The organism is Streptomyces sp. NPDC018031 (assembly GCF_044327625.1).
Classification (GTDB): domain Bacteria; phylum Actinomycetota; class Actinomycetes; order Streptomycetales; family Streptomycetaceae; genus Streptomyces.
In genome coordinates, this window is record NZ_JBIRFT010000003.1 from 413,702 (window position 1) to 435,570 (window position 21,869).

A 21,869-nucleotide genomic window follows, 5' to 3' on the forward strand; every position below is an offset into this window, starting at 1 on the left:
GCACCGACCGACCCGAGGAAGAAGCGCCCGTGAGCAAGGTAGACCTGGCCGGCCTCTCGGCCGCCGAGAAGCGCGCGCTGCTCGCGGAGCACCGCCGCCGGCAGAAGCCCCCGCGGCCCCGCCGCTTCCCCGCCTCGTTCGCCCAGGCCCGGATGTGGTTCCTGGAGCAGCTGATGCCGGGGAACGCCACCTACAACCTCCCCGGCGCCATGCGGATGCACGGCACCCTGGACCTGGACGCGTGGCGGCGCGGCCTGGTCGAGATCACCCGGCGCCACGAGTCCCTGCGCACCACCTTCGAGGAGGTGGACGGCGCGCCGGTGCAGGTCGTCGCGGACTCCCTCGAACCGGAGTTCACGGTGGTGGAGTGCGAGGGGCTGCGCGGGCCGGAGGGCGAGGCGGCCGTCCACCGGCTGGCCCGCGAGGAGTTCGCGCGCCCCTTCGACCTGGGCACCGGCCCGCTGCTGCGGGTGAAGGTGCTGCGGCTCGCCCCGGACGAGCACGTGCTGCTGCTCACCATGCACCACATCGTCGGCGACCTGTGGTCCACCTCGGTGGCCTTCTCCGAACTCATCGAGCTGTACGGCGCGTTCGGCGCCGGGCGGGAGGCGGCGCTGCCCGCGCTGCCGGTCCAGTACGCGGACTACGCCGACTGGCAGCGCAAGCGGCTGGCGAGCGACGCGCTGGCACCGGAGCTGGCGTACTGGAAGGAGGCGCTGCGCGGCGCCGCGCCGGCCCTGGACCTGCCCACCGACCGCCCCCGGCCGCCGGTGCAGACCACCCGGGGCGCCTCCCGCCCGTTCGCGCTGCCCGCCCCGGTGATGGACGAGGTGCGCGAGCTGAGCCGGGCGGAGGGCGCCACCCCGTTCATGACGGTGCTGGCGGCCTTCCAGGTGCTGCTCCACCGGTACAGCCGGCAGGACGACATCGTCGTCGGCGTGCCGGTGGCCAACCGCGGCCGGCCCGAGATCGAGGGGCTGATCGGGCTGTTCACCAACGTGCTGCCGCTGCGCACCGATCTGTCCGGCGACCCGTCGTTCCGGGAGCTGCTGCGCCGGGTCCGCCGGGTGTGCCTGGGCGGCTTCGCCCACCCCGAGGTGCCCTTCGACCAGTTGGTGGAGGAGCTCCAGCCGCGGCGCGACCTGTCCCGGTCGCCGGTGTTCCAGGTGTCCTTCCTGTTCCAGAACATCGCGCTGCCCACCTTCGAGGGGGTGGGGCTGCGGCTGGAGCCGATGACCGTCGAGTCCGGCACCGCCCGGTACGACCTGGAACTCCAGGTCTTCGACCGGCCGGAGGGGCTCAGCGGCTGGTTCGAGTTCAACACCGACCTGTTCGACGCCTCGACCGTGGAGCGGATGGCGCGGCACCTGGGGGTCCTGGTGCGCGGGCTGCTGGCCGACCCCGACCGGCCCGTCGGTTCGGCGCCGATGCTCGGCCCGGCGGAGGAGCGCGAGTTGCGGGCGGCCGGGGACGCGACCGCCCGCGTGTGGTCCGGCGAGTTGCTCGCGCACCGGCGGTTCGCGGAGCAGGCCGCGCGGACCCCGGACGCGGAGGCGCTGCGCGCCGGCGGGCGGACGCTGACCTACCGCGAGCTGGACCGGCGCTCGGACCTGCTGGCGGGCCGGCTCACCCGGGCGGGCGTGGGGCGGGAGGTGCTGGTCGGCCTCTGTCTGGAGCGCACCCCGGAGATGGTGGTGGCGCTGCTGGCGGTGCTGAAGGCCCAGGGCGCGTTCGTGCCGATGGACCCGGGGTTCCCGGCCGACCGGCTGGCCTGGACCCTGCGGGACTCGGGACTGTCGGTGCTGCTCACCCAGCGCTCGGTACGGGACCGCCTGGGGCCGGTGCGGGCGCGGGTGCTCTGCCTGGACGAACCCGGCGACGGACCCGGCGACGGACCGGACGGCGGCGCGGGCGACGGCGCGGGCGACGGCCCGGTGGTCCGCACGGACGGCGGCGCGGAAGCCGGGGAAGGCGGCGGGCTGCCCGCCGGTGCCCCGGCCGGCGCGGCCGGCCCCGACGACCTGGCGTACGTGATCTACACCTCGGGGTCCACCGGGCGCCCCAAGGGGGTGCAGGTGCCGCACGGGGCGCTGGGCAACTTCCTGAAGGCGATGGAGGAACGGCCCGGCCTCAGCTCGGACGACACCCTCCTCGCGGTCACCACCCTGGCGTTCGACATCGCGCTGCTGGAGCTGCTGCTGCCGCTGGTCACCGGCGCCCGGGTGGTACTGGCCGACCGGGAGACCGCCACCGACGGCGAGCGGCTGGCAGCCGCGCTGGCGTCGTCCGGGGCCACCGTCATGCAGGCCACCCCGGCCACCTGGCGGATGCTGCTGGACGCGGGCTGGCGGGGCGCGCCGGGCTTCCGGGCGCTGGCCGGCGGCGAGGCGCTGCCGGCCGAGCTGGCGCAGCGGCTGCTGGCCACCGGCGTCCCGCTGTGGAACATGTACGGGCCCACCGAGACCACCATCTGGTCCTCGGTCGCCCTGGTCGGGGCGGGCCCGGTGACCCTCGGCGAGCCGATCGCCAACACCCGGTTCCGGGTGCTGGACGGCGCGGGCCGGCCGGTCCCGCCGGGGGTGCCCGGCGAACTGTGCGTCGGCGGTGCCGGGCTGGCCCGGGGCTACCTGGGGCGCCCGGAGCTGACGGCGGAGCGGTTCGTGCCCGACCCGTCCCCCGGCGGGGCCCCGGAGTACGGCGGCGGGCCGGGGGCGAGGCTGTACCGCACCGGGGACCTGGTGCGCCGCCGGGCGGACGGCGCCCTGGAGTTCCTGGGCCGGCTGGACCACCAGGTGAAGCTGCGCGGCTACCGGATCGAACTGGGCGAGATCGAGTCGGTGCTGGAGCGGCAGCCGGCCGTGGAGCACGCGGTGGTGACGGTCCGCGAGGACGTCCCCGGCGACCAGCGGCTGGTCGCCTACGTGGTGGCCGGTGACGACCCCGCCGGTCACCCGGCGGCCGACCCGGCGCCGGTTGCCGACGGCCCGGCGGACCCGGCACCCGCCGGCCCGGGGGGCGCGGAGCAGCCGGCCGCGGCCCCGGCGGGTCAGGCGGACCCGGCAGACCCCGCAGACGCTGTCCGCGCGGGCGGGACGGACCCCGGCCTGCCCGAGCAGGTGGACGGCTGGCGCGGCATCTGGGACTCGGCGTACGGCACCGACGCCGAGGCCGTCGACCCGGCCTTCGACATCCGCGGCTGGGGCAGCAGCTACACCGGCGAGCCCATCCCCGCCGAGGAGATGCGCGAGTGGGCGGAGGCCACCGCCGGGCTGGTGCTGGACCTGGCCCCGCGGTCGGTACTGGACATCGGCTGCGGCACCGGCATGCTGCTGTACCGCGCCGCGCCGCACTGCGAACGCTACTGGGGCACCGACATCTCCGCGGTGGCGCTGGGCCGGCTGCGGCGCGACACCGCCGCGCCGGAGCGCTCCCTGGGCCGGGTCGAACTCTTCGAGTGCCCGGCCCACCGGCTGACGGACCTGCCCGACCGGCTCTTCGACGCCGTGGTGCTCAACTCGGTGGTGCAGTACTTCCCGGACGAGCGGTACCTGCTGGACGTGCTGGAGGGGGCGCTCGCCCGGGTCGCGCCGGGCGGCTCGCTGATCGTCGGCGACGTGCGCAGCCTGCCGCTGCTGGAGTCCTTCCACGCCTCGGTGGAACTGTTCCGCGCCCCCGGCGACCTCACCGCCGACCGGCTGCGCGAGCGGATCCGGCGAGGGGTGGCCGACGACTGGGAACTCGTCGTCGACCCGGCCTTCTTCACCCATCTCGCGTCCCGCGTGCCCGGCGTCACCGGAGTGCGCATGACGCCCCGGCGCGGCCGGTGGGGCAACGAGATGACCCGCTTCCGGTACGACGTGGTGCTGACCGTCGGCGGAACACCCGACCCGGTCCGCTCCCCCAACCCGCGGCCCGGGCCGCCGGAGCCGGGCGACCGGCCCGCGCTGCCGGAGCTGCGGCGGCTGCTCACCGGGCCCCGGCCGGAGGCGCTGACGCTGCGCCAGGTGCCCAACGCCCGGCTGACCCGGTCCGGCCGCCTCCTGCGGCGGCTCGCGGAGGGCGACGGCGACACCACCGTGGCCGAGCTGCGCGCCGCGCTCGACGCCGCCGAGGCGGCCGGCCCGGACGGCGCGGTCGACCCCGAGGACCTGTGGGCGCTGGCCGAGGAGACCGGCTACCGGATGGAGATCGACTGGTCCGGACACGGACCGGACGGCTCCTTCGACGTGGTGCTGCGCCGTCCGGACGCCGACGGCCGGCTCCAGGCACCGGCCGCCGCCCCGGACGGGCCGGCACCGGCCGCCCCGGACCGGGACCCGCGCTGGGACCGGTTCGTCAACGGCGCCGAGCGGCGCCGGGCCGCCCGGCTCACCCCCCGGCTGCGGGCCGCGCTGGGCGAGCGGCTGCCGGACTACATGATCCCTTCGGCGTTCGTGTTCCTGGACGCCCTGCCGCTCACCCCGAACGGCAAGCTCGACCGCAGGGCGCTGCCGTCCCCGGACCGCGGCGGCACCGAGCGCCGCGCCGCCCGGGTCGCGCCCCGCGACGAGACCGAGCGGAAGCTGTGCGCGGCCTTCGCCGAGGTGCTGGGCGTGCCCGAGGTCGGGATCCACGACGAGTTCTTCGAGCTGGGCGGGCATTCGCTGCTGGCCACCCGGCTGATCTCCCGGATCCGCTCCGCGTTCGGGGTCGAACTGCAGGTCCGGGCGCTGTTCCAGACCCCGACGGTGGCGGGACTGGCCCGGCGGCTGGAACAGGGGGCGTCGGCCCGGCCCGCCCTGCGGCCGGCCGCCCGGCCGGCGGAGCTGCCGCTGTCCTTCGCCCAGCGCCGCCTGTGGTTCCTGCACCAGCTGGAAGGCCCGTCGGCCACCTACAACATCCCGGTCGCGCTGCGGCTGTCCGGGCCGCTGGACGTACCCGCGCTGGGCGCGGCGCTGGCCGACCTGGTCACCCGCCACGAGGCGCTGCGCACCGTCTTCCCCGACGAGGGCGGGGTCCCGCGCCAGCACGTCCTCGACCCCGCGCGGGCCCGGCCGGAACCGGTGGTCACCCCGGTCACCGAGGCAGAGCTGGACGCGGCGGTGGCCGAGGCCGTCCGGCACACCTTCGACCTGCGGACCGACATCCCGCTGCACGCCCGGCTGTTCGTCCTCGGCCCCGAGGAGCACGCGCTGGTCCTGGTGGTGCACCACATCGCCGCCGACGGCTGGTCCCTGGCGCCGCTCGCCCGCGACATGGCCACCGCCTACGCCGCGCGCCGGGCGGGCCGGGCGCCGCACTGGGCCGCGCTGCCGGTGCAGTACGCGGACTACACGCTGTGGCAGCGCGAGCTGCTGGGCGACCCGGAGGACCCGGGCAGCCTGCTCGCCCGCCAGCTGGACCACTGGCGGTCGGCGCTGGCCGGGCTGCCCGAGCGCGTCGCGCTGCCGGTCGACCGCCCGTACCCGGCGCGCACCTCGCACCGGGGCGGGACGCTGGAGTTCTGCTGGGACGCGGAGTTGCACCGGGGTGTGGCCCGGCTCGCCCGGGACTGCGACGCCAGCGCGTTCATGGTGGTGCAGGCGGCCGTGGGCGCGCTGTTCAGCCGGCTCGGCGCGGGCTCCGACATCCCGCTCGGCGCCACCGTCGCCGGGCGGACCGACCAGGCCACCGAGGATCTGATCGGCTTCTTCGTCAACACCCTGGTGCTCCGGGTCGACACCTCCGCCGATCCCACCTTCCGGGAGCTGGTCGGCCGGGTGCGGGAGCGCAGCCTGGACGCCTACGCCCACCAGGACGTGCCGTTCGAGCACCTGGTGGACGCGCTCGCCCCCAGCCGCTCACCGGCCCACCATCCGCTCTTCCAGACGCTGCTGGCCTGGCAGAACACCCCGGAGGCCAGCCCGGTGCTGCCCGGCCTGACGGTCCGGACGCTGCGCGCCGGAACCGGCACCACGCGGCTGGACCTCACCCTGTCCTTCACCGAACGCCCCACCGGCGGCGCCCCGGCCGGCGTCGACGGCACGGCCGAGTTCAACACCGACGTCTTCGACCCGGCCACCGTCCGCACCCTGCTGGACCGGCTGGAGCGGCTGCTGCGCGCCGCGGTCGCCGCGCCGGACCGCCGGCCGGCCGACGTCGGACTGCTCACCCCGGCCGAACGCCACCGGCTGCTGACCGAGTGGAACGACACCGGCTCCGCGCCCCGGGCCGGGGCCACCCTGCCGGAGCTGTTCCGGGAGCAGGTGGCCCGTACCCCGGACGCGCCCGCGCTGGTCTTCGAGGGCGGCCGGCTCAGCTACGCCGAACTGGACGCGGAGGCCGACCGGCTGGCCCGGCTGCTGGCCCGGCACGGCGCGGGACCGGGCACGCTGGTGGCGGTCGCGCTGCCCCGCTCGGTCCGGCTGGTGGTGTCGCTGCTGGCCGTCACCAGGGCGGGTGCGGCGTATCTGCCGGTGGACCCGGACTACCCGGCCGAGCGGGTGGCGTATCTGCTGCGCGACGCCGCCCCCGCCCTGCTGATCAGCCGGCACCCGGACCGCGGGGGCCTGGCCGGGACGCCGGCCGGGGTGCCGCGGCTGGACCCGGACGACCCGGCGGGGCCGCCCGGCGGCGACGACGGCGGCGACGGGCCCGCGCCGGCCGGCGCCCCGGCCCGCCCGCTCTCCCCGGCGGACCCGGCGTACGTCATCTACACCTCCGGCTCCACCGGCACGCCCAAGGGCGTGGTGGTCACCCACGCCGGCATCCCGGCGCTGGTCGCCGCGCAGTCCGAGCGGTTCGCGGTGGGCCCGGGCGACCGGATGCTGCAGTTCGCCTCGCCCGGCTTCGACGCGTCGGTCGCCGAGATGTGCGTGGCGCTGCTGTCCGGGGCGGCGCTGGTGATCGCCCCCAAGGACCGGCTGCTGCCCGGCGATCCGCTGGCCGGGACCTGCGCCGCGTTCGGGGTGACCCATGTGACGCTGCCGCCCGCCGCGCTGGCCGTGATGGACCCGGGCGCGCTGCCCGCCCCGCTGACCCTGGTCACCGCGGGCGAGGCGTGCCCGGCCGGACTGGTCGCCGCCTGGTCCCCGGGCCGCCGCATGATCAACGCCTACGGGCCGACCGAGACCACGGTCTGCGCCACCATGAGCGAACCGCTCTCCGGCGGCGCCGCCCCCGCCATCGGCCGGCCGATCACCGGCACCCGGGCGTATGTGCTCGACGCGCGGCTGCGGCCGGTCCCGGTCGGCGTCCCCGGCGAGCTGTACGTGGCGGGCGCGGGGCTCGCCGCCGGCTATCTGCGCCGCCCGGCGCTGACCGCCCAGCGGTTCCTGCCCGACCCCCACGGGGCGCCGGGCGCCCGGATGTACCGCACCGGCGACCTGGTGCGCCGGCGCCCCGACGGGCAGCTGGAGTTCCTCGGCCGGGTGGACGACCAGGTGAAGATCCGCGGTTTCCGGATCGAGCCGGCGGAGACCGAGGCGGTGGTGCTGGCGCACCCGGCGGTGGCCCAGGCGGCGGTGGTGGCCCGCGAGGACCGGCCCGGAGACCTGCGCCTGGTGTGCTACCTGGTGCTCGCGACCGCCGCGGCCGGGGACGCTTCGGCGGCGAACGAGGCGGCCGGGACGGACGACGCGGCCGGGGTGGCCGGCGTGCGGTCGCACGCGGCCGCGCGGCTGCCGGCCCATCTGGTGCCGTCGGTGTTCGTCCCGCTGGACGAGCTGCCGCTCACCCCCAACGGCAAGGTGGACCGGGCCGCGCTGCCCGCCCCCGACCCGTCCCGGGACGGCTCGGGCGCCGCCTACGTGGCCCCGCGGGACGGGCTGGAGCGGTCGCTGGCCGGGCTGTGGAGCGAGCTGCTGGGGGTGGCCGAGGAGCGGATCGGCGCCCACGACAGCTTCTTCGCGCTCGGCGGGCACTCCCTCCTCGCCACCCGGCTCGCCGCGCGGATCACCGCCGCCCACGGGGTGCGGATGCCGGTGCGGGACCTGTTCGACCATCCGACGCCCGCCCTGCTGGCCGCCCGGATCAGCGGGCTGCGGAGCGCCGGCGGGCCGGCCGCCGAGCCGATCCCGGTGGTGGAGCGCGGCCCGGGGGTGGTGCTGTCCTTCGCCCAGGAGGACCTGCTGCTCCACCACCCGGTGGACTCCGCCGACCCGTACCACAACGTCCTCACCGCGCTGGTGCTCACCGGCGACCTGGACGAACCGGCGCTGCGCCGGAGCCTGGACCGCATCGTCGGCCGGCACGAGGCACTCCGCACCCGGCTGGTCCGGCGGCCGTCGGGGTGGGTGCAGCAGGTCCTGCCCGGCGGCGGCTGGCCGCTGGCCGCGGTGGACCTGCGGGACGAGGAGGCGGACATCCGCACGGCGCGGCTGCGCGCGGTGCTGAAGGAGCTGGAGCGCCACTCCTTCCGGGTCGGCGACGAACCGCTGGTCCGCGGCGCGCTGGTCCGGACCGCCGACGACAGCTGGGTGCTGGCCCTGCTGATGCACCATCTGGTCACCGACAACTGGTCCTACGGGGTGCTCTTCCGGGAGCTGCGCGAGTTCTACACGGCGCAGTTGCTGGGCCGCGCCCCCGGACTGCCGGAACCGGCCGTCCAGTACCCGGACTTCGCCGCCTGGCAGCAACGGCAGCTGGCCGACGGGGCGCTGGACGGGCCCGTCGGGTACTGGCGGGAACGGCTGGCGGAGCTGCCCGCCACGCTGGCCTTCGACGCCCCGGCGCACCCGGCGGCGGAGGCGGCCACCGGGGCGACCCGGGGCTTCCGGCTGGACCCCGCCACCGCCGCGGCGCTGCGGGAGATCGCGCGTGCCGAGGACGCCACCCTGTTCATGGTGCTGATGGCCGCGTTCGACGTGCTGCTGTCCGCGTACTCCGGCTCCGACGACATCCCGGTGTCGTTCCCGCTGGCCGGCCGGGACCGCCCGGAGACCGCCGAGCTGATCGGCTTCTTCGTGCAGCACGCGGTGGTCCGGACCGACCTCTCCGGCGACCCCGGATTCCGGGAGCTGGTCCGTCGGGTGCGCCGGGAGACCCTGGGCGCCTACGCCCACCAGGGCGTGCCGCTGTGGTCCTACGACTGGGCCAGGGGCGAGGGCCGCGACCCGTTCGCGGTCTCCTTCAACCTGCTCAACGCCTCGGTGCCGGACCTGGAGCTGCCGCAGGTCGCCGCCGCCCCGCTCGATCTGGACCTGGGCGACGACTACGTGTTCGCCGAGGTCGTGGTGAACATGGAGGCGTCCGCGGTCGACCTGGCGCTCATCATGCGCGAGGAGGACGACGGCGGGCTGCGCGGCATGTGGCTGTACGCGCTGGACCGGGTCGACGCCCGGGTGGTGGCGGTGATGATGCGCCGGTGGCACCGGCTGATCGAGCTGGTGGTCGCCGACCCCGGGGCCGGCACCGACGCATTGCGGCGCCGGGTCCGGGGGGCGCCGGACGCGCCCGGCACGGCCGGCGGCGACCGGACCGGGGAGGGGGCGTGACGGCCGGGGTCGCCGCGCTCCTCGGGGAGGCGCCGGGTCCGGCGGACGGCCTGCGGCTGTTCTGCTTCCCGTACGCGGGCGGGAACGCCGCCGGGTACCGGGAGTTGCGGCGGGCCGCCCCGGCCGGGCTCCGGGTGTGCCCGGTGGAACTCCCGGGCCGGGGCCGCCGGCGCGGCGAGGCCCCGTGCACCTCGATGGCGGCCCTGGTGGCGTCCCTCGCCGACTCCCTCCGGGAGCTGCTCGACCGCCCCTACGCCCTGTTCGGCCACAGCCTCGGCGGCCTGGTCGCCTACGAGGTGGCCGCCGAACTGCGGGACCGCGGGGCGCCCCTGCCCGAACACCTCTTCCTCTCCGCGGTCGCCGCACCGCAGTGGTCCCGGGGCCGCCCGGACCGGCCGGTGCCCACGGCGGAGGAGCTGAAGACCGAGCTGGCGGCCATCGGCGGCACCCCGCCGGAACTGCTGGAGAACGAGGAGATCATGGCTCTGGCGCTGCCCGTGCTGCGCGCGGACCACAGCGTGCTGGCCGGCTACCGGTACCGGCGGCGGCCCCCGCTCCCGCTGCCGGTCACCGTGTTCGGCGGCGAGTCGGACCGGGTGGCGCCGCCGGAGGTGCTCAGCGGCTGGCGCGAGCACTCCGACCGGCCGGTGCCGGTCCGGCTCTTCCCCGGTGACCACTTCTTCCTCGACACCGCCACGGCGGACCTGATGCGGGCCGTCGAACACGGCCTGGGCCTGCTCCGGCCGGTCCGATGAACACCCCGGCGCCGCCCCGCGGGACGCCCGCCGCGCACCCCACCCGTACCCCACCCGGACACGACGGCCCGGGCCAGTCAGGAGTGATGTCCATGAACACCCAGCCAACCCCCGCCCAGCCGGCCGGGCCGGCCGGCTCCGACCCCGGACCGGACGTCACCGGCGCGCTGGTGTCCGGGATCGGGCTGACCCGGATCGACCACGTCGGGATGGCGGTGGCCGACCTGGACGAGGCGATCGGCTTCTACCAGCGCACCTTCGGCATGGCGTGCGTACACATCGAGGAGAACCGGGAGCAGGGGGTGCGGGAGGCGATGATGGCGGTCGGCCCGGACCCGGCGGGCGGGCACCTCCAGCTGCTCGCGCCGCTGGACTCCAGCTCGATGATCGCGCGGTTCCTGGACCGGAACGGGCCCGGGGTGCAGCAGCTGGCGTACACCGTCGAGGATCTGGACGCGGCCAGCGCCGAACTGCGCTCCCGGGGCGTCCGGCTGCTCTACAACACCGCCAAGCGCGGCACCGCGGGCTCCCGGGTCAACTTCGTCTTCCCCGCGGACGCCGGCGGCGTGCTGGTGGAGCTGGTCGAGCCGGCCCCGGCCGCCGAGCGGTGAGGGAGTCCCGGATGCCACCGGCCCGCACCCCCGCGTCGCCGGGTGCCCCCCGCGCGGCGGCGGACGCCCCGTGGCCGGGCGCCGCGGCCCCGGGCGGCACCGCGCCCGTGCTGTGCGGACTCGGTTCCTGGCTGCCGCCGCGCCGGGTCGGCAACGACGAGCTGTCCCGGGAACTGGACACCTCCGACGAGTGGATCCGCAGCCGGACCGGCATCGGCCACCGCCATGTCGCCGACGCCGCCACCGCCACCTCCGACCTCGCGGTCGAGGCGGGCCGCCGGGCCCTGAAGTCCGCCGGCACGGAGCGGGTGGACGCCGTGGTGCTGGCCACCACCACCCCGGACCGGCCCTGCCCGGCCACCGCCCCGCTGGTCGCCGCGCAGCTCGGGCTGGGCACCGTGCCGGCCTTCGACGTGGGCGCGGTGTGCACCGGCTTCCTGTACGCGCTGGCAGCCGGGAGCGGACTCATCGCGCTGGGCACGGCCCGCAGGGTGCTGGTGATCGGCGCCGACAAGTACTCCGGCATCCTCGATCCGCGGGACCGCTCGACCCGGGTGATCTTCGGCGACGGGGCCGGGGCGGTGGTGCTGCGGGCCGGGGACCCGGCGGAGCCCGGTGCGCTGGGCCCGCCGCTGCTGGGCAGCGACGGCACCGGCGCCGACCTGGTCGCCATCCGGTCCGGCGGCTCCCGGGAGCCGCTGCGGGAGGCGGCGGACGGTGCCGCCGACCCGTACTTCCGGATGGACGGGCGGACGGTGTTCCGGCGGGCCGTGGAACGGATGGCCGACACCTCGCTGGCGGCGGCCGAGCGGGCCGGCTGGGCGGCCGGGGACATCGACCGGCTCGTGGCCCACCAGGCGAACCTGCGGATCCTGCACGCGGTCGCGGACCGGATGCGACTGCCCCGCGACCGGTGCGCGGTGCACCTGGACCAGGTGGGGAACACCGCGGCCGCCTCCATTCCGCTGGCGCTGGCGCACGCGGTGGCCGGCGGGCGGCTGGCCGCCGGCCACCGCACCGTGCTCACCGCCTTCGGCGGCGGCCTCACCTGGGGCGCCTGCGCCCTCCACTGGCCGGAGCTGACCCCGGTATGACCCCGGCCGGGCACGCCGGCCCCAACCCTCCGGCGAACGCGCGCCCCGCCCCGGGGCGGCACCGATCCGCACCGCACCACACCGACATCTCCGAGGAGTACACGATGAGCAGCACCTACGACCGTCTGGTGACCCTGCTGGGCGACGGCTTCGGCATCGAGCCCGGCGAGGTCACGCCGGAGACCACCTTCGAGGAGCTGGACCTGGACTCACTCGCCCTGGTGGAGCTGACCCTCACCGCCCAGGACGAGTTCGGCATCCAGCTCGCCGACGACGACCTGCAGGCGTCGAACACCCTGGCCAAGACGGCCGAGGTGCTGGACTCCAAGACGGTGGCTCTCTGATGGCGCCGGCCGCGGCACCCTTCGGCGCGGCGGTCACCGGCATCGGCATGGTCACCTCGGCCGGGGTGGGCACCGACGCGGCCTGGCGGCGCATCCGGGCCGCCGAGGGCACCGCCGCCGGGCGGGTGCCGGCGCTGGCGGGCATCCCCGCCGACGTGGGGTGCTGGATACCGGACTTCGACGCCGCCGCCACGCTGGGCAGACGCAAGATCTGGCGGCTGGACCGCAGCAGCCAGCTGGCCCTGGCGGCCGCCGCCGAGGCGCTGGCCGACGCCGGGCTGGACCCGTCCTCCTGGGACGGCGCCCGGGTGGGCGTGGTGCTCGGCAACGGCGTCGGGGGCACCGCCACCTGGGAGAAGAACTACGAGGTGCTGCGGGAGCGGGGGCCGGAGAAGGTCTCGGCCATGCTCATCCCGATGCTGATCGTCAACATGTCCGCCGGCCACATCGCCATGGAGTACGGAGCGCGGGGCCCCAACTTCGTCACCGCCACCGCCTGCGCCTCGGGCACCACGGCGGTGGGCGCGGCCCGGGAGCTGCTGCGCAGCGGCGCCTGCGACGTGGTGATCACCGGGGGGACCGAGTCCTGCCTCACCCCGTCGATCATCACCGGCTTCCAGCAGATGGGCGCCCTGTCGAACCGCCGTGCCGAACCGGCCGCGGCGTCCCGGCCGTTCGACGCGGACCGGGACGGCTTCGTCCCGGCGGAGGGGGCGGCCGTGCTGGTGCTGGAGCGCCCGGAGACCGCGCGGGCCCGCGGGGCGCGGATCCGCGCCCGGGTCAGCGGGTACGGGGCGTCCGCCGACGCCTACAACGCGACCGCCCCCGACCCCGAGGGGCTGGGCGCCGAGCTGGCGCTCCGGGCGGCGCTGCGGGACGCCGGGCTGGGCACCGACGCGGTGGACCACGTCAACGCGCACGGCACCTCCACCCCGCTCAACGACCTGGCGGAGGCCCGGCTGATCCGCCGGGTGCTGGGCGACCGCCCCGCGGTGACCTCGGTGAAGGGGGTGACCGGCCACGCGCTGGGGGCGGCCGGGGCGATCGAGGCGGCGGTGACCGCGCTGACGGTGGAACAGGGCGTCATCCCGCCCACCGCCAACCTGGACAGCCTCGATCCGCGGATCGAACTGGACGTGGTCGCCAAGGCGGAGCGCTCCGCGCCGGTGGAGGTGGCGGTCAGCAACTCGTTCGGCTTCGGCGGCCAGAACGCGGTGCTGGTGCTGACCGGCCCCTGAGACCCCGTGCCGCCGGCCCGGTGGCCCCCTGGGGCGGCCGGACCGGGTGGACCGGGTGGACCGGGTGGACCGGGTGGACCGGGTGGACCGGGTGGACCGGGTGGACCGGGTGGACCGGGTGGACCGGGTGGACCGGGTGGGTTCCCGCCGCCTCGGGGCGGCGGGAACCCACCCGCCCGCTCACCGTCAGGCGAGCTTCGCGCTGAGGGTGATCTCGGTGCCGGTCAGCGCCTGGCTCACCGGGCAGTTCTTCTTGGCGTCCTCGGCCGCGGCGGTGAAGGCGGCCTCGTCCAGCCCCTCGACCTGCCCCTCCACGGTGAGGTGGATGCCGGTGATGCCGGTACCCGGCTGGAAGGTGACCTCGGCCTGGGTGCGCAGCTGGGTCGGCGCCGTGCCGGCCTGGGTGAGGGCGTGCGACAGCGCCATGGAGAAGCAGCTGGAGTGGGCCGCGGCGATCAGCTCCTCCGGGCTGGTCTTGCCGTTCGCCTGCTCGGCCCGCGACGGCCAGGAGACCGGCTGCTCGCCGATGCCGGAGGAGTCGAAGGTGACGGTGCCCTCCCCCTCGGTCAGGCTGCCGGTCCAGACGGTGTGCGCGGTGCGGGTCGTTGCCATGCTCGTTGCCTCCTGTGTGACCAATGGTCAACCTGTGGATGATGACGGGGCGTTCGCACACCTGCGCGTGCGGCGCCGCCGGTCCGGTCGCCCGGGCGGGGCGGTGGACCGGTACCGGCCGCGCCCCGCCCGGTGATCGGTTACGAGCCTACGTTCCAGGCGAGCATCACCGGGCGTCCGTGCTCGTTTCCCAGTCGACCGAGTGTGCCGGTCTCCAGCCGGAACAGCGCCCCGGCGGCGGGCGGCAGCCCGAGCCGGCGGGCGGTCAGCACCCGCAGCAGGTGCGAGTGCGCCACCAGCACCACGTCACCGCCGGTGGCGTCCGGGCGCAGCAGCGGCTCGATGCCGGCCAGCACCCGGTCGGCGCGCGCACCGACCTGTTCGGGTGTTTCCCCCGGGTGGTCCGCCGGGCCGGGGGCTACGCCGTCGGTCCACAGCCGCCAGCCGGGCCGGGTGCGGTGGATCTCGGCGGTGGTGACGCCCTCGTACCCGCCGTACTCCCATTCCCGCAGCCCGGGTTCGACCTCGGTGCGGTCGTCGGCCAGGCCGGCCAGTCGGGCGGTCTGCCGGGCCCGGGCCAGCGGGCTGACCAGGATGCGGACGAGCCGGCGGTGGGCCAGCAGCGGGCGCAGCGCGCGGGCCTGCTCCTCGCCGTGCGCGGTGAGCGGTTTGTCCGTCCAGCTGGTGTGCCGGCCGTCCCGGCTCCACTCGGTCTCGCCGTGCCGGACGACGAGCAGCTCACCCACGCTCGTCCGGCTCCGCGGACCCGGTCCCGGCGGACCCCGGGGCCTGCTCCGCCGCCTCGGCGACGGAGGCGCGCACCTGGTCCATGTCGAGCGCCCGGGCCTGCCCGATGACGTCCTCCAGGGCCGGTTCGGGGAGGGCGCCGGGCTGCGCGAACACCGCGATGTTCTCCCGGACGATCATCAGGGTGGGGATGGACCGGATGTCGAAGGCGGCGGCCAGCTCGGGCTGGGCCTCGGTGTCGACCTTGCCGAAGACCAGGTCCTGGTGGCGCTCGGCGGCCCGCTCGTAGACCGGGGCGAACATCCGGCACGGACCGCACCAGGAGGCCCAGAAGTCGATCAGGACGAAGTCGCTTCCGGAGACGATCTCGTCGAAGTTGTCCTTGGTGAGTTCTACCGTGCTCATTCCTGGCTTCCCTGCTTCCGGTCGGGTCGGCGGGTGCCCGGCCACGGTAACCAACCGCGGCCGGGCGGTATTCCTGCCGGAACCCGGGTCACAGCCCGCCGGTGTGCACCAGGAGCGGGGGCGTGCCGGTGGGGGAGCCGGCGCGGGTGGTGTCCATGCCGGGGGTCGCGTTCCGGGTGAGCCAGGACGACAGGGCGGCGAACGAGGTGTCCCCGCGGGCGTCCTTGTAGAGCGCGGCGACGCCGGTGACGTGCGGCGCGGCGGCGGAGGTGCCGCTCAGTTCCCGGTAGCCGCCGCCCAGGTGGGCGGAGCGGATGTCGACGCCGGGGGCGTTCATCTTCACGCAGCCGCCCCAGTTGCTGAACGGGGCCAGCCGGTCCTTGCGGTCGACGGCCCCGACGGTGAACCCGCTCGGGGAGCCGGCCGGTGAGACGGTGCAGGCGTCGGCGCCGGAGTTGCCGGCGGCGACCACCGGGAACACCCCGGACGCGGCCAGGTCCGCCACCGCCCGGTTCACCGCGGCCGACCGGGGGCCGCCCAGCGACAGGTTGGCGACCGCGGGCCGGCGGGCGTGGTCGGCGACCCAGTCCATCGCGGCGATGACGGCGGAGTTGCTGCTCAGCCCGGCGCAGTCGAAGACCCGTACCGACACCAGCGTGGTCTTCCTGGCCACGCCGGACCGGGCGCCGCCGACCGTGCCGGCCACGTGGGTGCCGTGCCCGACGCAGTCCCGGGCGCCCCGGCCGTCCTCGACGAAGCTGGTCCCGGCCACGGCCCGGCCGGCGAAGTCCGGGTGGTTCAGTTCGATGCCGCTGTCGATGATGTACGAGCGGACCTTGGCGCCGGTGGCCTTGACCGAGTAGCGGATGCCGCCGGGCTCCCGGCTGTCGATGCGGGCCAGGTTCCAGGGGACCTCCGCGACCTTGGTCACCGGGCCGGCCGGGGGCGTGGCGGGCGGCAGGTCCTCGGGGACGGTGACGGTGGCGTCCTCCTCGACCGCCTCCACCCCGGGCTGGTTGCGGACCATGTCCAGCTGCGCCGGGCTGAGCCTGGCGGCGAAGCCGGTGTGGGTGCGGCTGTAGGTGTACAGGGGTTTGACGCCCGCGCGGGTGGTCACGGTGGCCGGGCTGGTCCCGGAGGAGAGCGAGACGATGTACTGCCCGGGGATGGCGCCCCGGACCGTGACCAGGGGCGCGGGGCTGGGCCGGGCGGCGTCCGGGACCGGCAGCGGCACCGGGGCCGCGGCGGCGGGGGCGGCGGTCAGCGGGACCGCGGTTATCAGGGCGGCGACGGCCGCCAGGGGAAAGGAAGGGCGCATGAGCGGGTTCCTTCGTGCGGATCGCTGAGACGGTCTCAGCACGTCCGGTCTATCGACGGCGTCCGGCCGCGGCACGGCCGGTTAGGCCGTTCGGCCGCCTGCGCCCCCGGGGCCGCCGCCCGCCCTGGGGCTCCGAGCCGGTATAGGGCCATCCGGGTGGTATGCCCGCATCCGTGTGGGGGTCCGGTCGTTCTCCAAGCGACCGCAGTTACCACTGAATCCAACGAAGGGGAGAGCTCGTGAAGCGACTCTCGAAAGCCGTAGTCCTGACCGCCACCGCGGGTATCACCGTCCTCGGTGCCGCGGGCGGTGCCGTGGCCCACGACGGCGGTCACGGGCACCAGGGGAAGAAGCCCCAGGGCAAGCACGCCAAGCACCAGAAGAGCCAGAAGAGCCACAAGGGCCAGAAGCACTACGCCAAGGGCGGCGGCTCCGGCTCGGACGCCAAGGCGGTGGCCGTGGGCTCGCCCGGCATCGTCAGCGGCAACGTGATCCAGGTCCCGATCGACATCCCGATCAACCTGTGCAACAACACCATCAGCGTCATCGGCGCGCTGAACGGCTCCGTGGGCAACGTCTGCATCAACAAGTGACACACGGCTCCTGAGCGGCCGTCCCGCATAAGCGGGGCGGCCGCTCTGCCGTGCCCGGACCGCCGCCGGACGGCCCGGCACCCCTCAGGCGGCCACCAGGGTGACCTCGGTCGCCTTGACGCTCACCCAGACCGCGGCGCCGTCGGCCAGGCCGAGTTCCGCCGCCGCCCCCGGGGTGATCTCCGCGACCAGGTCCGGGACGGGGCCGAGGCTCACCAGCACCCGGAGCCGGCTGCCGAGCGCGGTGATCTCCCGGACGTGGCCCGGCCAGTTGTTCCGCGGACTGCCGGTGGGCCGCTCACGGTGCAGCGACACCGCTTCCGGGGCGATGATCCCCAGCGCCGCGGAACCGGCGGGCAGCGGGTCCGCGGCCACCAGGCGACCGCCGCCGGGGAGCCGCAGGCCGTCCGCGGACGTGGTGCCCGCCCAGGCGTTGCGGCCGAGCATCCGGGCCACCCACGGGGACCGCGGGTGCCGGGTGACCTCGGCGGGCGAGGCGTCCTGCAGCGCCCGGCCGTCGTCCAGCACCAGCACCCGGTCCGCGAGCGACACCGCCTCGACCGGATCGTGGGTCACGATCAGGCAGACCCCGGTGAAGCCGCGCAGATGGGTGCGGAGGGTGTGCCGCACCCGGGCGCGGGTGGTCTGGTCGAGTGCCGCGAGCGGCTCGTCGAGCAGCAGCAGCCGGGGGCGCGCGGCGAGCGCCCGTGCGAGGGCGACGCGCTGGGCCTGGCCGCCGGAGAGCTGCGCGGGCCTGCGGTGGGCGAGGTGGCCCACCCCCAGCCGGTCCAGCCACTGCCGGGCGGCGGCGCGGGCCTCGGCGCGCGGCACGCCGCGGGCGCGCAGCCCGTACGCGGTGTTGCCCAGGGCGTTCAGGTGCGGGAACAGCGCGCCGTCCTGCGGGACCCAGGCCACCTGGCGCCGGTGCGGGGGCAGCCCGGTGATCTCGGTGCCGCCGAGCCGGAGCACGGCGTGCGCCCGGTCGGTCAGTCCCAGCAGGGCCCGCAGCAAGGTGGTCTTGCCGGCGCCGTTGGGTCCGACGACGGCGATGGTGGTGCCCGGCTCGGCGTCCAGGGTCAGCCGGTCGGCGCCGGTGACCTCGGCGTGCAGCGGCCAGCGCGGGGCGTCCGGGTCCGGGTCCGGCGCGGGGTCCGGCCCGGTCCGGTCCGCCGGGTCCGGGTGCCCGCCGCCGTCCGGCGCCGCGTCCGGCACGCCGTCCGGCGCGTGGCGGGGCGCACCCCTGGCCGTGCCCGTGAAACGGCCGCGCAGGGAGACCAGCACCACGGCGGCGATGACGAGCAGCAGCAGCGAGACCGAGGTGGCGGCCTCCGGTTCCTGCTGGAGGAGCAGATAGACCTGGAGCGGCAGCGTCTGGGTGGTGCCGGGGAGGTTTCCGGCGAAGGTGATGGTGGCGCCGAACTCGCCGAGCGCGCGGGCCCAGGTGAGCGCGGCACCGGCGATCAGGCCGGGGGCGACCATGGGCAGGGTGACGGTGAAGAAGACCCGCACCGGTGAGGCGCCCAGCGAGGACGCGGTCTCCTCGTAGCTGGGTCGCAGCCCGGCGAGCGTGCCCTCCAGGCTGATCACCAGGAAGGGCATGGCGACGAAGGTCGCGGCCAGCACCGCGCCGGAGGTGTGGAACGGCAGGGTGACCCCGAAGGTGTCCTCCAGCCAGGGGCCCAGCAGGCCCCGGCGACCGAACGCCAGCAGCAGCGCCACACCGCCCACGGTCGGCGGCAGCACCATCGGCAGCAGCACCAGTGAGCGTACGAGGGCCTTCCCCCGGAACGGGACGCGGGCGAGCAGCCAGGCGAGTGGCACACCCAGCAGCAGCGACAGCCCCAGCGCCCAGAAGGACACCACCAGCGAGAGCCGGAGCGCCTCGGTCGTCTCGGGCCGGGACAGGTGCGCGCCGAGGTCGCCCCAGGGGGTCCGGGACAGGATGCCGACCAGCGGCAGCAGCAGGAAGGCGACGGCCAGCACGGCGGGCAGCGCGAGGGTGACCGGGGCACGCAGCCGGGGCGCGCCGGTGCGGATGCGTCTCATCGTGTCCCCTGCCTGGTCGTTGCCTGTCCGGTGGCTGCTCGGTGCCCCGTGCCCGGCCGCGGGGCGGGGGTGCGTGCGGTGGCCGTCCGGCCCCCTGTCCGGACGGCCACCGCACGGGTCGTCACGGCTTCTGGAAGCCGGCGTCGCGCAGGATCCGCTGGGCCTCCGGCCCGCTGAGCCACGTCACGAACTCCGCCGCGGCCGCCGCGTGCGAGGACTCCTCGAGCGTGGCGGCCGGGTAGGAGGCGATGGCGTTCTGGTCGTCGGGGACGGTGACCGCGTCGACCTTGCCCGGTTCGGCCGCGGCGTCGGTGGCGTACACCAGCCCGGCGTCGGCCTCCCCCAGGGCGACCTTGGTCAGCACGGCCCGCACGTTGGGCTCCTCGGAGACCGGACGGACGTCCAGGTCCCGCTTGTCCAGGATCTGCTCGCTGTAGCGGCCGGCCGGCACCTCGGGCGCGGCGAGCACCACCTTGAGCTTGCGGTCGGCCAGGTCCGCCAGGTCGTCGATCTTCTCCGGGTTGCCCTCCCGGACGGCGATCACCAGGCGGTTCCGGGCGATGACGGTCGGACTGCCGGTGTCGGACCGCAGCCCGTCCATGGTCCGGGTGTCCGCGGTGACCAGGGCGTCGGCGTCGATGCCCTGCCTGACCTGGGCGGCCAGTTCCTGGGATCCGGCGAAGGAGAACTTCACCGTGGTGCCGGCGTGCGTGTCCTCGTACGCCTGGCCCGCGGTCTTGAAGACGTCGGTGAGCGAGGCGGCGGCGAGCACCGTCAGCTCGGTGCGGGAGGATTCGCCGCCCTTGGTGGCGTCGCCGTCGCCCTTGTCGTCGTCGCTGCCGCAGGCCGTGGCGAACGGCATGAGCAGGGCGGTGGTGAGTATCGCGACCGCGGCGCGTCGTCCGGGGAAGGTGCGGGGCATGGCAGATGTCTCCTCGGGAGAGTGGCCGGCGGCACGGGGCGGGCCCGGGCTGCCCGGCGGGATCGGGGACGGGCCGAGCGGCGCCGTGGACGGGCGGCGCCGCTCGGGGATGGAGATCGCCGCACCGGGGCGGCGGGGCGCGCCGGCGTCCCGGGATCCGCCGGGTGCCGGTGCCGGTGCCCCTGCCGGCGGGAGGTACGGGTGCCCGGCGGGCCGCCCGCCGCGGCGTCAGACGCGGTCGATGTGCACGCTGGTGGACTTCACCCGGGCGGTGGCCTGCATGCCGACCTCCAGCCCGAGTTCCTCGACGGCTTCCCGGGTGAGCAGTGACACCAGCCGGTGCGGGCCGGCCTGGATCTCGACCTGGGCCGCCACGTCGCCGAGCTTGACGGCGGTGACGATGCCGGGGAACGCGTTGCGGGCGGAGGTGTAGGGCGCCTCCTCGTCCTCGGCACCGGACTGGGCGAGGGTCACCGAGAAGGCGGCCAGGTCGCGGCCGTCGATGAGGCGCCGGCCGGATTCGTCGCGGTGGGTGGCGACCTTCCCGGCATCGGCCCAGCGGCGGGCGGTGTCCGGACTGACGCCCAGCAGACGCGCCGCCTGGCCGATTGTGTACTGCTGCATGTGCGGCACGATAAGTGGATAAGCCTTGCATCTACAACTCCCATCCCCCATCTTCATCGCAACCGCCAACCGGCTAGGACGAACCTACAAGGCGCGGGTGCCCGGATACCGCGACGCCCGGACCCCGCCGGCGGAGGCCCCGACGGGGCGTGGGCCGCCGCCGCGGACCGCCCCGGCCACGGCGGCCGGACCCCCGGTCACGCCACCGGGGACGAGCGAGGGGACGCGCGGCACCCGGCACCCGGCACCCCGGCACCCCGGCACGCCTGACGCGGCCCGGGAGAGGGCGAACCGGAAGAGGGAGAGAAGAGAGTGAAGAGGGAGAAGGGGGACGCGGGGCAGCGGGCAGCGTCACACAAGGAAGCGGTACCCGGGGAGGGGGATGCGCCGGGAAGCGGGGCAGCCGCGCGGACCGGGCCGGCCGGGCGGCACGGAACCGGGGAGCGCGGGGAACCCGAGAGCCCGGGGGCGGCGCCGAACGCGGGGAGGGGCCGAACGCTGGGTGGCACCGCACGCGGGGAGGGGCGGCGCGGCGGGGAAACGGGGGCGGGCCCCCACTCGTCCGTGAGGGCCCGCACCGCCTCGGTTCACCGGGCGGGGCGTCCTCATCGAACGCCCGACCGGTGGGGCGGGTGGGACTCGAACCCACGACCGACGGATTATGAGTCCGCTGCTCTAACCGGCTGAGCTACCGCCCCGTAACGGCGCGTCGCGTACATCTGTGCGCGCCGTCTGCCGCAGCATAGCCGCTCATACGATCTGCTGCCCCAGGGGGCCGCAGCGATCCGGCATGCTCGCCTTGAAGGACTTCGATCACCGGCGCGCGGTTCCCGGGGAAACGAAAAAGGACCCCGGCGGGGTCCTTTTTCTCTCTGCTCCCCCGACTGGACTCGAACCAGTAACCCTCCGGTTAACAGCCGAATGCTCTGCCAATTGAGCTACAGGGGACCGAGCTCCCCCGACTGGACTCGAACCAGTAACCTGCCGGTTAACAGCCGGCTGCTCTGCCAATTGAGCTACAGGGGATTGCTCCGTGTGCCTCGAATGCGCCTCCCTCCGGTCCCCCGGACGGCGCGCGCTCGCTGCGACACATACATTAGCGCAAGCA

Annotated in this window: 14 protein-coding genes and 3 tRNA genes; 7 read left to right on the plus strand and 10 right to left on the minus strand. The window is 75.9% G+C overall.

The window, feature by feature from the left end; genetic code table 11:
- Positions 1-29 precede the first annotated feature (29 nt).
- The 6 genes from ACH4B3_RS12010 to ACH4B3_RS12035 all read left to right on the plus strand — a co-directional run bounded on the left by ACH4B3_RS12010 (position 30) and on the right by ACH4B3_RS12035 (position 13,494).
- Positions 30-9,452: an amino acid adenylation domain-containing protein gene (locus ACH4B3_RS12010; RefSeq protein WP_398462671.1), complete on the plus strand. Its 9,423-nt coding sequence runs from the start codon at positions 30-32 to the stop codon at positions 9,450-9,452.
- Positions 9,449-10,207, plus strand: coding sequence for a thioesterase II family protein (locus tag ACH4B3_RS12015; protein WP_398462672.1), 759 nt, complete (start codon positions 9,449-9,451; stop codon positions 10,205-10,207). The genes ACH4B3_RS12010 and ACH4B3_RS12015 overlap by 4 nt, the downstream gene beginning before the upstream one ends.
- Before the next feature lie 92 nt (positions 10,208-10,299).
- Positions 10,300-10,818, plus strand: a complete 519-nt coding sequence (gene mce, locus ACH4B3_RS12020) for a methylmalonyl-CoA epimerase (RefSeq protein WP_398462673.1) — start codon at positions 10,300-10,302, stop codon at positions 10,816-10,818.
- 11 nt (positions 10,819-10,829) lie between these two features.
- Complete coding sequence (locus ACH4B3_RS12025; protein WP_398462674.1) at positions 10,830-11,912, plus strand: beta-ketoacyl-ACP synthase III; 1,083 nt, start codon at positions 10,830-10,832, stop codon at positions 11,910-11,912.
- A gap of 104 nt (positions 11,913-12,016) precedes the next feature.
- The gene (locus ACH4B3_RS12030) at positions 12,017-12,256 is read left to right on the plus strand and encodes an acyl carrier protein (RefSeq protein ID WP_398462675.1); all 240 of its coding nucleotides are present in this window, start codon (positions 12,017-12,019) and stop codon (positions 12,254-12,256) included.
- Positions 12,256-13,494, plus strand: a complete 1,239-nt coding sequence (locus ACH4B3_RS12035; RefSeq protein WP_398462676.1) for a beta-ketoacyl-[acyl-carrier-protein] synthase family protein — start codon at positions 12,256-12,258, stop codon at positions 13,492-13,494. Before ACH4B3_RS12030 ends, ACH4B3_RS12035 begins: the two co-directional genes overlap by 1 nt.
- Before the next feature lie 186 nt (positions 13,495-13,680).
- Here the strand turns inward: ACH4B3_RS12035 and ACH4B3_RS12040 are convergent, their stop codons facing one another.
- The 4 genes from ACH4B3_RS12040 to ACH4B3_RS12055 form a co-directional block, all read right to left on the minus strand.
- Entirely contained in the window at positions 13,681-14,106 is a 426-nt protein-coding gene (locus tag ACH4B3_RS12040; protein ID WP_398462677.1) for an OsmC family peroxiredoxin, read from the minus strand.
- Between the two features lie 140 nt (positions 14,107-14,246).
- Entirely contained in the window at positions 14,247-14,852 is a 606-nt protein-coding gene (locus ACH4B3_RS12045) for a histidine phosphatase family protein (RefSeq protein WP_398462678.1), read from the minus strand.
- Complete coding sequence (gene trxA / locus ACH4B3_RS12050) at positions 14,845-15,258, minus strand: thioredoxin (RefSeq protein WP_398462679.1); 414 nt, start codon at positions 15,256-15,258, stop codon at positions 14,845-14,847. Before trxA ends, ACH4B3_RS12045 begins: the two co-directional genes overlap by 8 nt.
- Before the next feature lie 88 nt (positions 15,259-15,346).
- A complete protein-coding gene (locus ACH4B3_RS12055) occupies positions 15,347-16,576 on the minus strand; it encodes a S8 family peptidase (protein ID WP_398462680.1) in 1,230 nt (409 codons plus the stop codon).
- A gap of 239 nt (positions 16,577-16,815) precedes the next feature.
- On the opposite strand from ACH4B3_RS12055, the gene ACH4B3_RS12060 reads away from it, so the two are divergent.
- Positions 16,816-17,169, plus strand: coding sequence for a chaplin (locus ACH4B3_RS12060; RefSeq protein WP_398462681.1), 354 nt, complete (start codon positions 16,816-16,818; stop codon positions 17,167-17,169).
- Between the two features lie 84 nt (positions 17,170-17,253).
- Here ACH4B3_RS12060 and ACH4B3_RS12065 read toward each other — a convergent pair whose 3' ends face one another.
- The 6 genes from ACH4B3_RS12065 to ACH4B3_RS12090 form a co-directional block, all read right to left on the minus strand.
- A complete protein-coding gene (locus ACH4B3_RS12065; protein ID WP_398462682.1) occupies positions 17,254-19,215 on the minus strand; it encodes an ABC transporter permease in 1,962 nt (653 codons plus the stop codon).
- 121 nt (positions 19,216-19,336) lie between these two features.
- Entirely contained in the window at positions 19,337-20,137 is an 801-nt protein-coding gene (gene modA / locus ACH4B3_RS12070; RefSeq protein ID WP_398462683.1) for a molybdate ABC transporter substrate-binding protein, read from the minus strand.
- 228 nt (positions 20,138-20,365) lie between these two features.
- Positions 20,366-20,761 carry a molybdopterin-binding protein gene (locus ACH4B3_RS12075; protein ID WP_398462684.1) on the minus strand — a complete coding sequence of 132 codons (396 nt, stop codon included), beginning with the start codon at positions 20,759-20,761 and terminating at the stop codon, positions 20,366-20,368.
- A gap of 624 nt (positions 20,762-21,385) precedes the next feature.
- A tRNA-Ile gene (locus tag ACH4B3_RS12080) sits at positions 21,386-21,459 on the minus strand.
- A gap of 177 nt (positions 21,460-21,636) precedes the next feature.
- A tRNA-Asn gene (locus ACH4B3_RS12085) sits at positions 21,637-21,709 on the minus strand.
- Positions 21,710-21,714: 5 nt separating this feature from the next.
- Positions 21,715-21,787 (minus strand) — tRNA-Asn (locus ACH4B3_RS12090).
- Positions 21,788-21,869 lie beyond the last annotated feature (82 nt).

What these genes read in the sequence shown, in the direction of transcription:
- ACH4B3_RS12075 (WP_398462684.1), bottom strand. Translation starts at nt 20,761, where the DNA reads ATGCAGCAGTACACAATCGGCCAGGCGGCGCGTCTGCTGGGCGTCAGT.
- mce (WP_398462673.1), top strand. Translation starts at nt 10,300, where the DNA reads ATGAACACCCAGCCAACCCCCGCCCAGCCGGCCGGGCCGGCCGGCTCC.
- modA (WP_398462683.1), bottom strand. Translation starts at nt 20,137, where the DNA reads ATGCCCCGCACCTTCCCCGGACGACGCGCCGCGGTCGCGATACTCACC.
- ACH4B3_RS12065 (WP_398462682.1), bottom strand. Translation starts at nt 19,215, where the DNA reads ATGAGACGCATCCGCACCGGCGCGCCCCGGCTGCGTGCCCCGGTCACC.
- ACH4B3_RS12040 (WP_398462677.1), bottom strand. Translation starts at nt 14,106, where the DNA reads ATGGCAACGACCCGCACCGCGCACACCGTCTGGACCGGCAGCCTGACC.
- trxA (WP_398462679.1), bottom strand. Translation starts at nt 15,258, where the DNA reads ATGAGCACGGTAGAACTCACCAAGGACAACTTCGACGAGATCGTCTCC.
- ACH4B3_RS12030 (WP_398462675.1), top strand. Translation starts at nt 12,017, where the DNA reads ATGAGCAGCACCTACGACCGTCTGGTGACCCTGCTGGGCGACGGCTTC.
- ACH4B3_RS12055 (WP_398462680.1), bottom strand. Translation starts at nt 16,576, where the DNA reads ATGCGCCCTTCCTTTCCCCTGGCGGCCGTCGCCGCCCTGATAACCGCG.
- ACH4B3_RS12025 (WP_398462674.1), top strand. Translation starts at nt 10,830, where the DNA reads ATGCCACCGGCCCGCACCCCCGCGTCGCCGGGTGCCCCCCGCGCGGCG.
- ACH4B3_RS12035 (WP_398462676.1), top strand. Translation starts at nt 12,256, where the DNA reads ATGGCGCCGGCCGCGGCACCCTTCGGCGCGGCGGTCACCGGCATCGGC.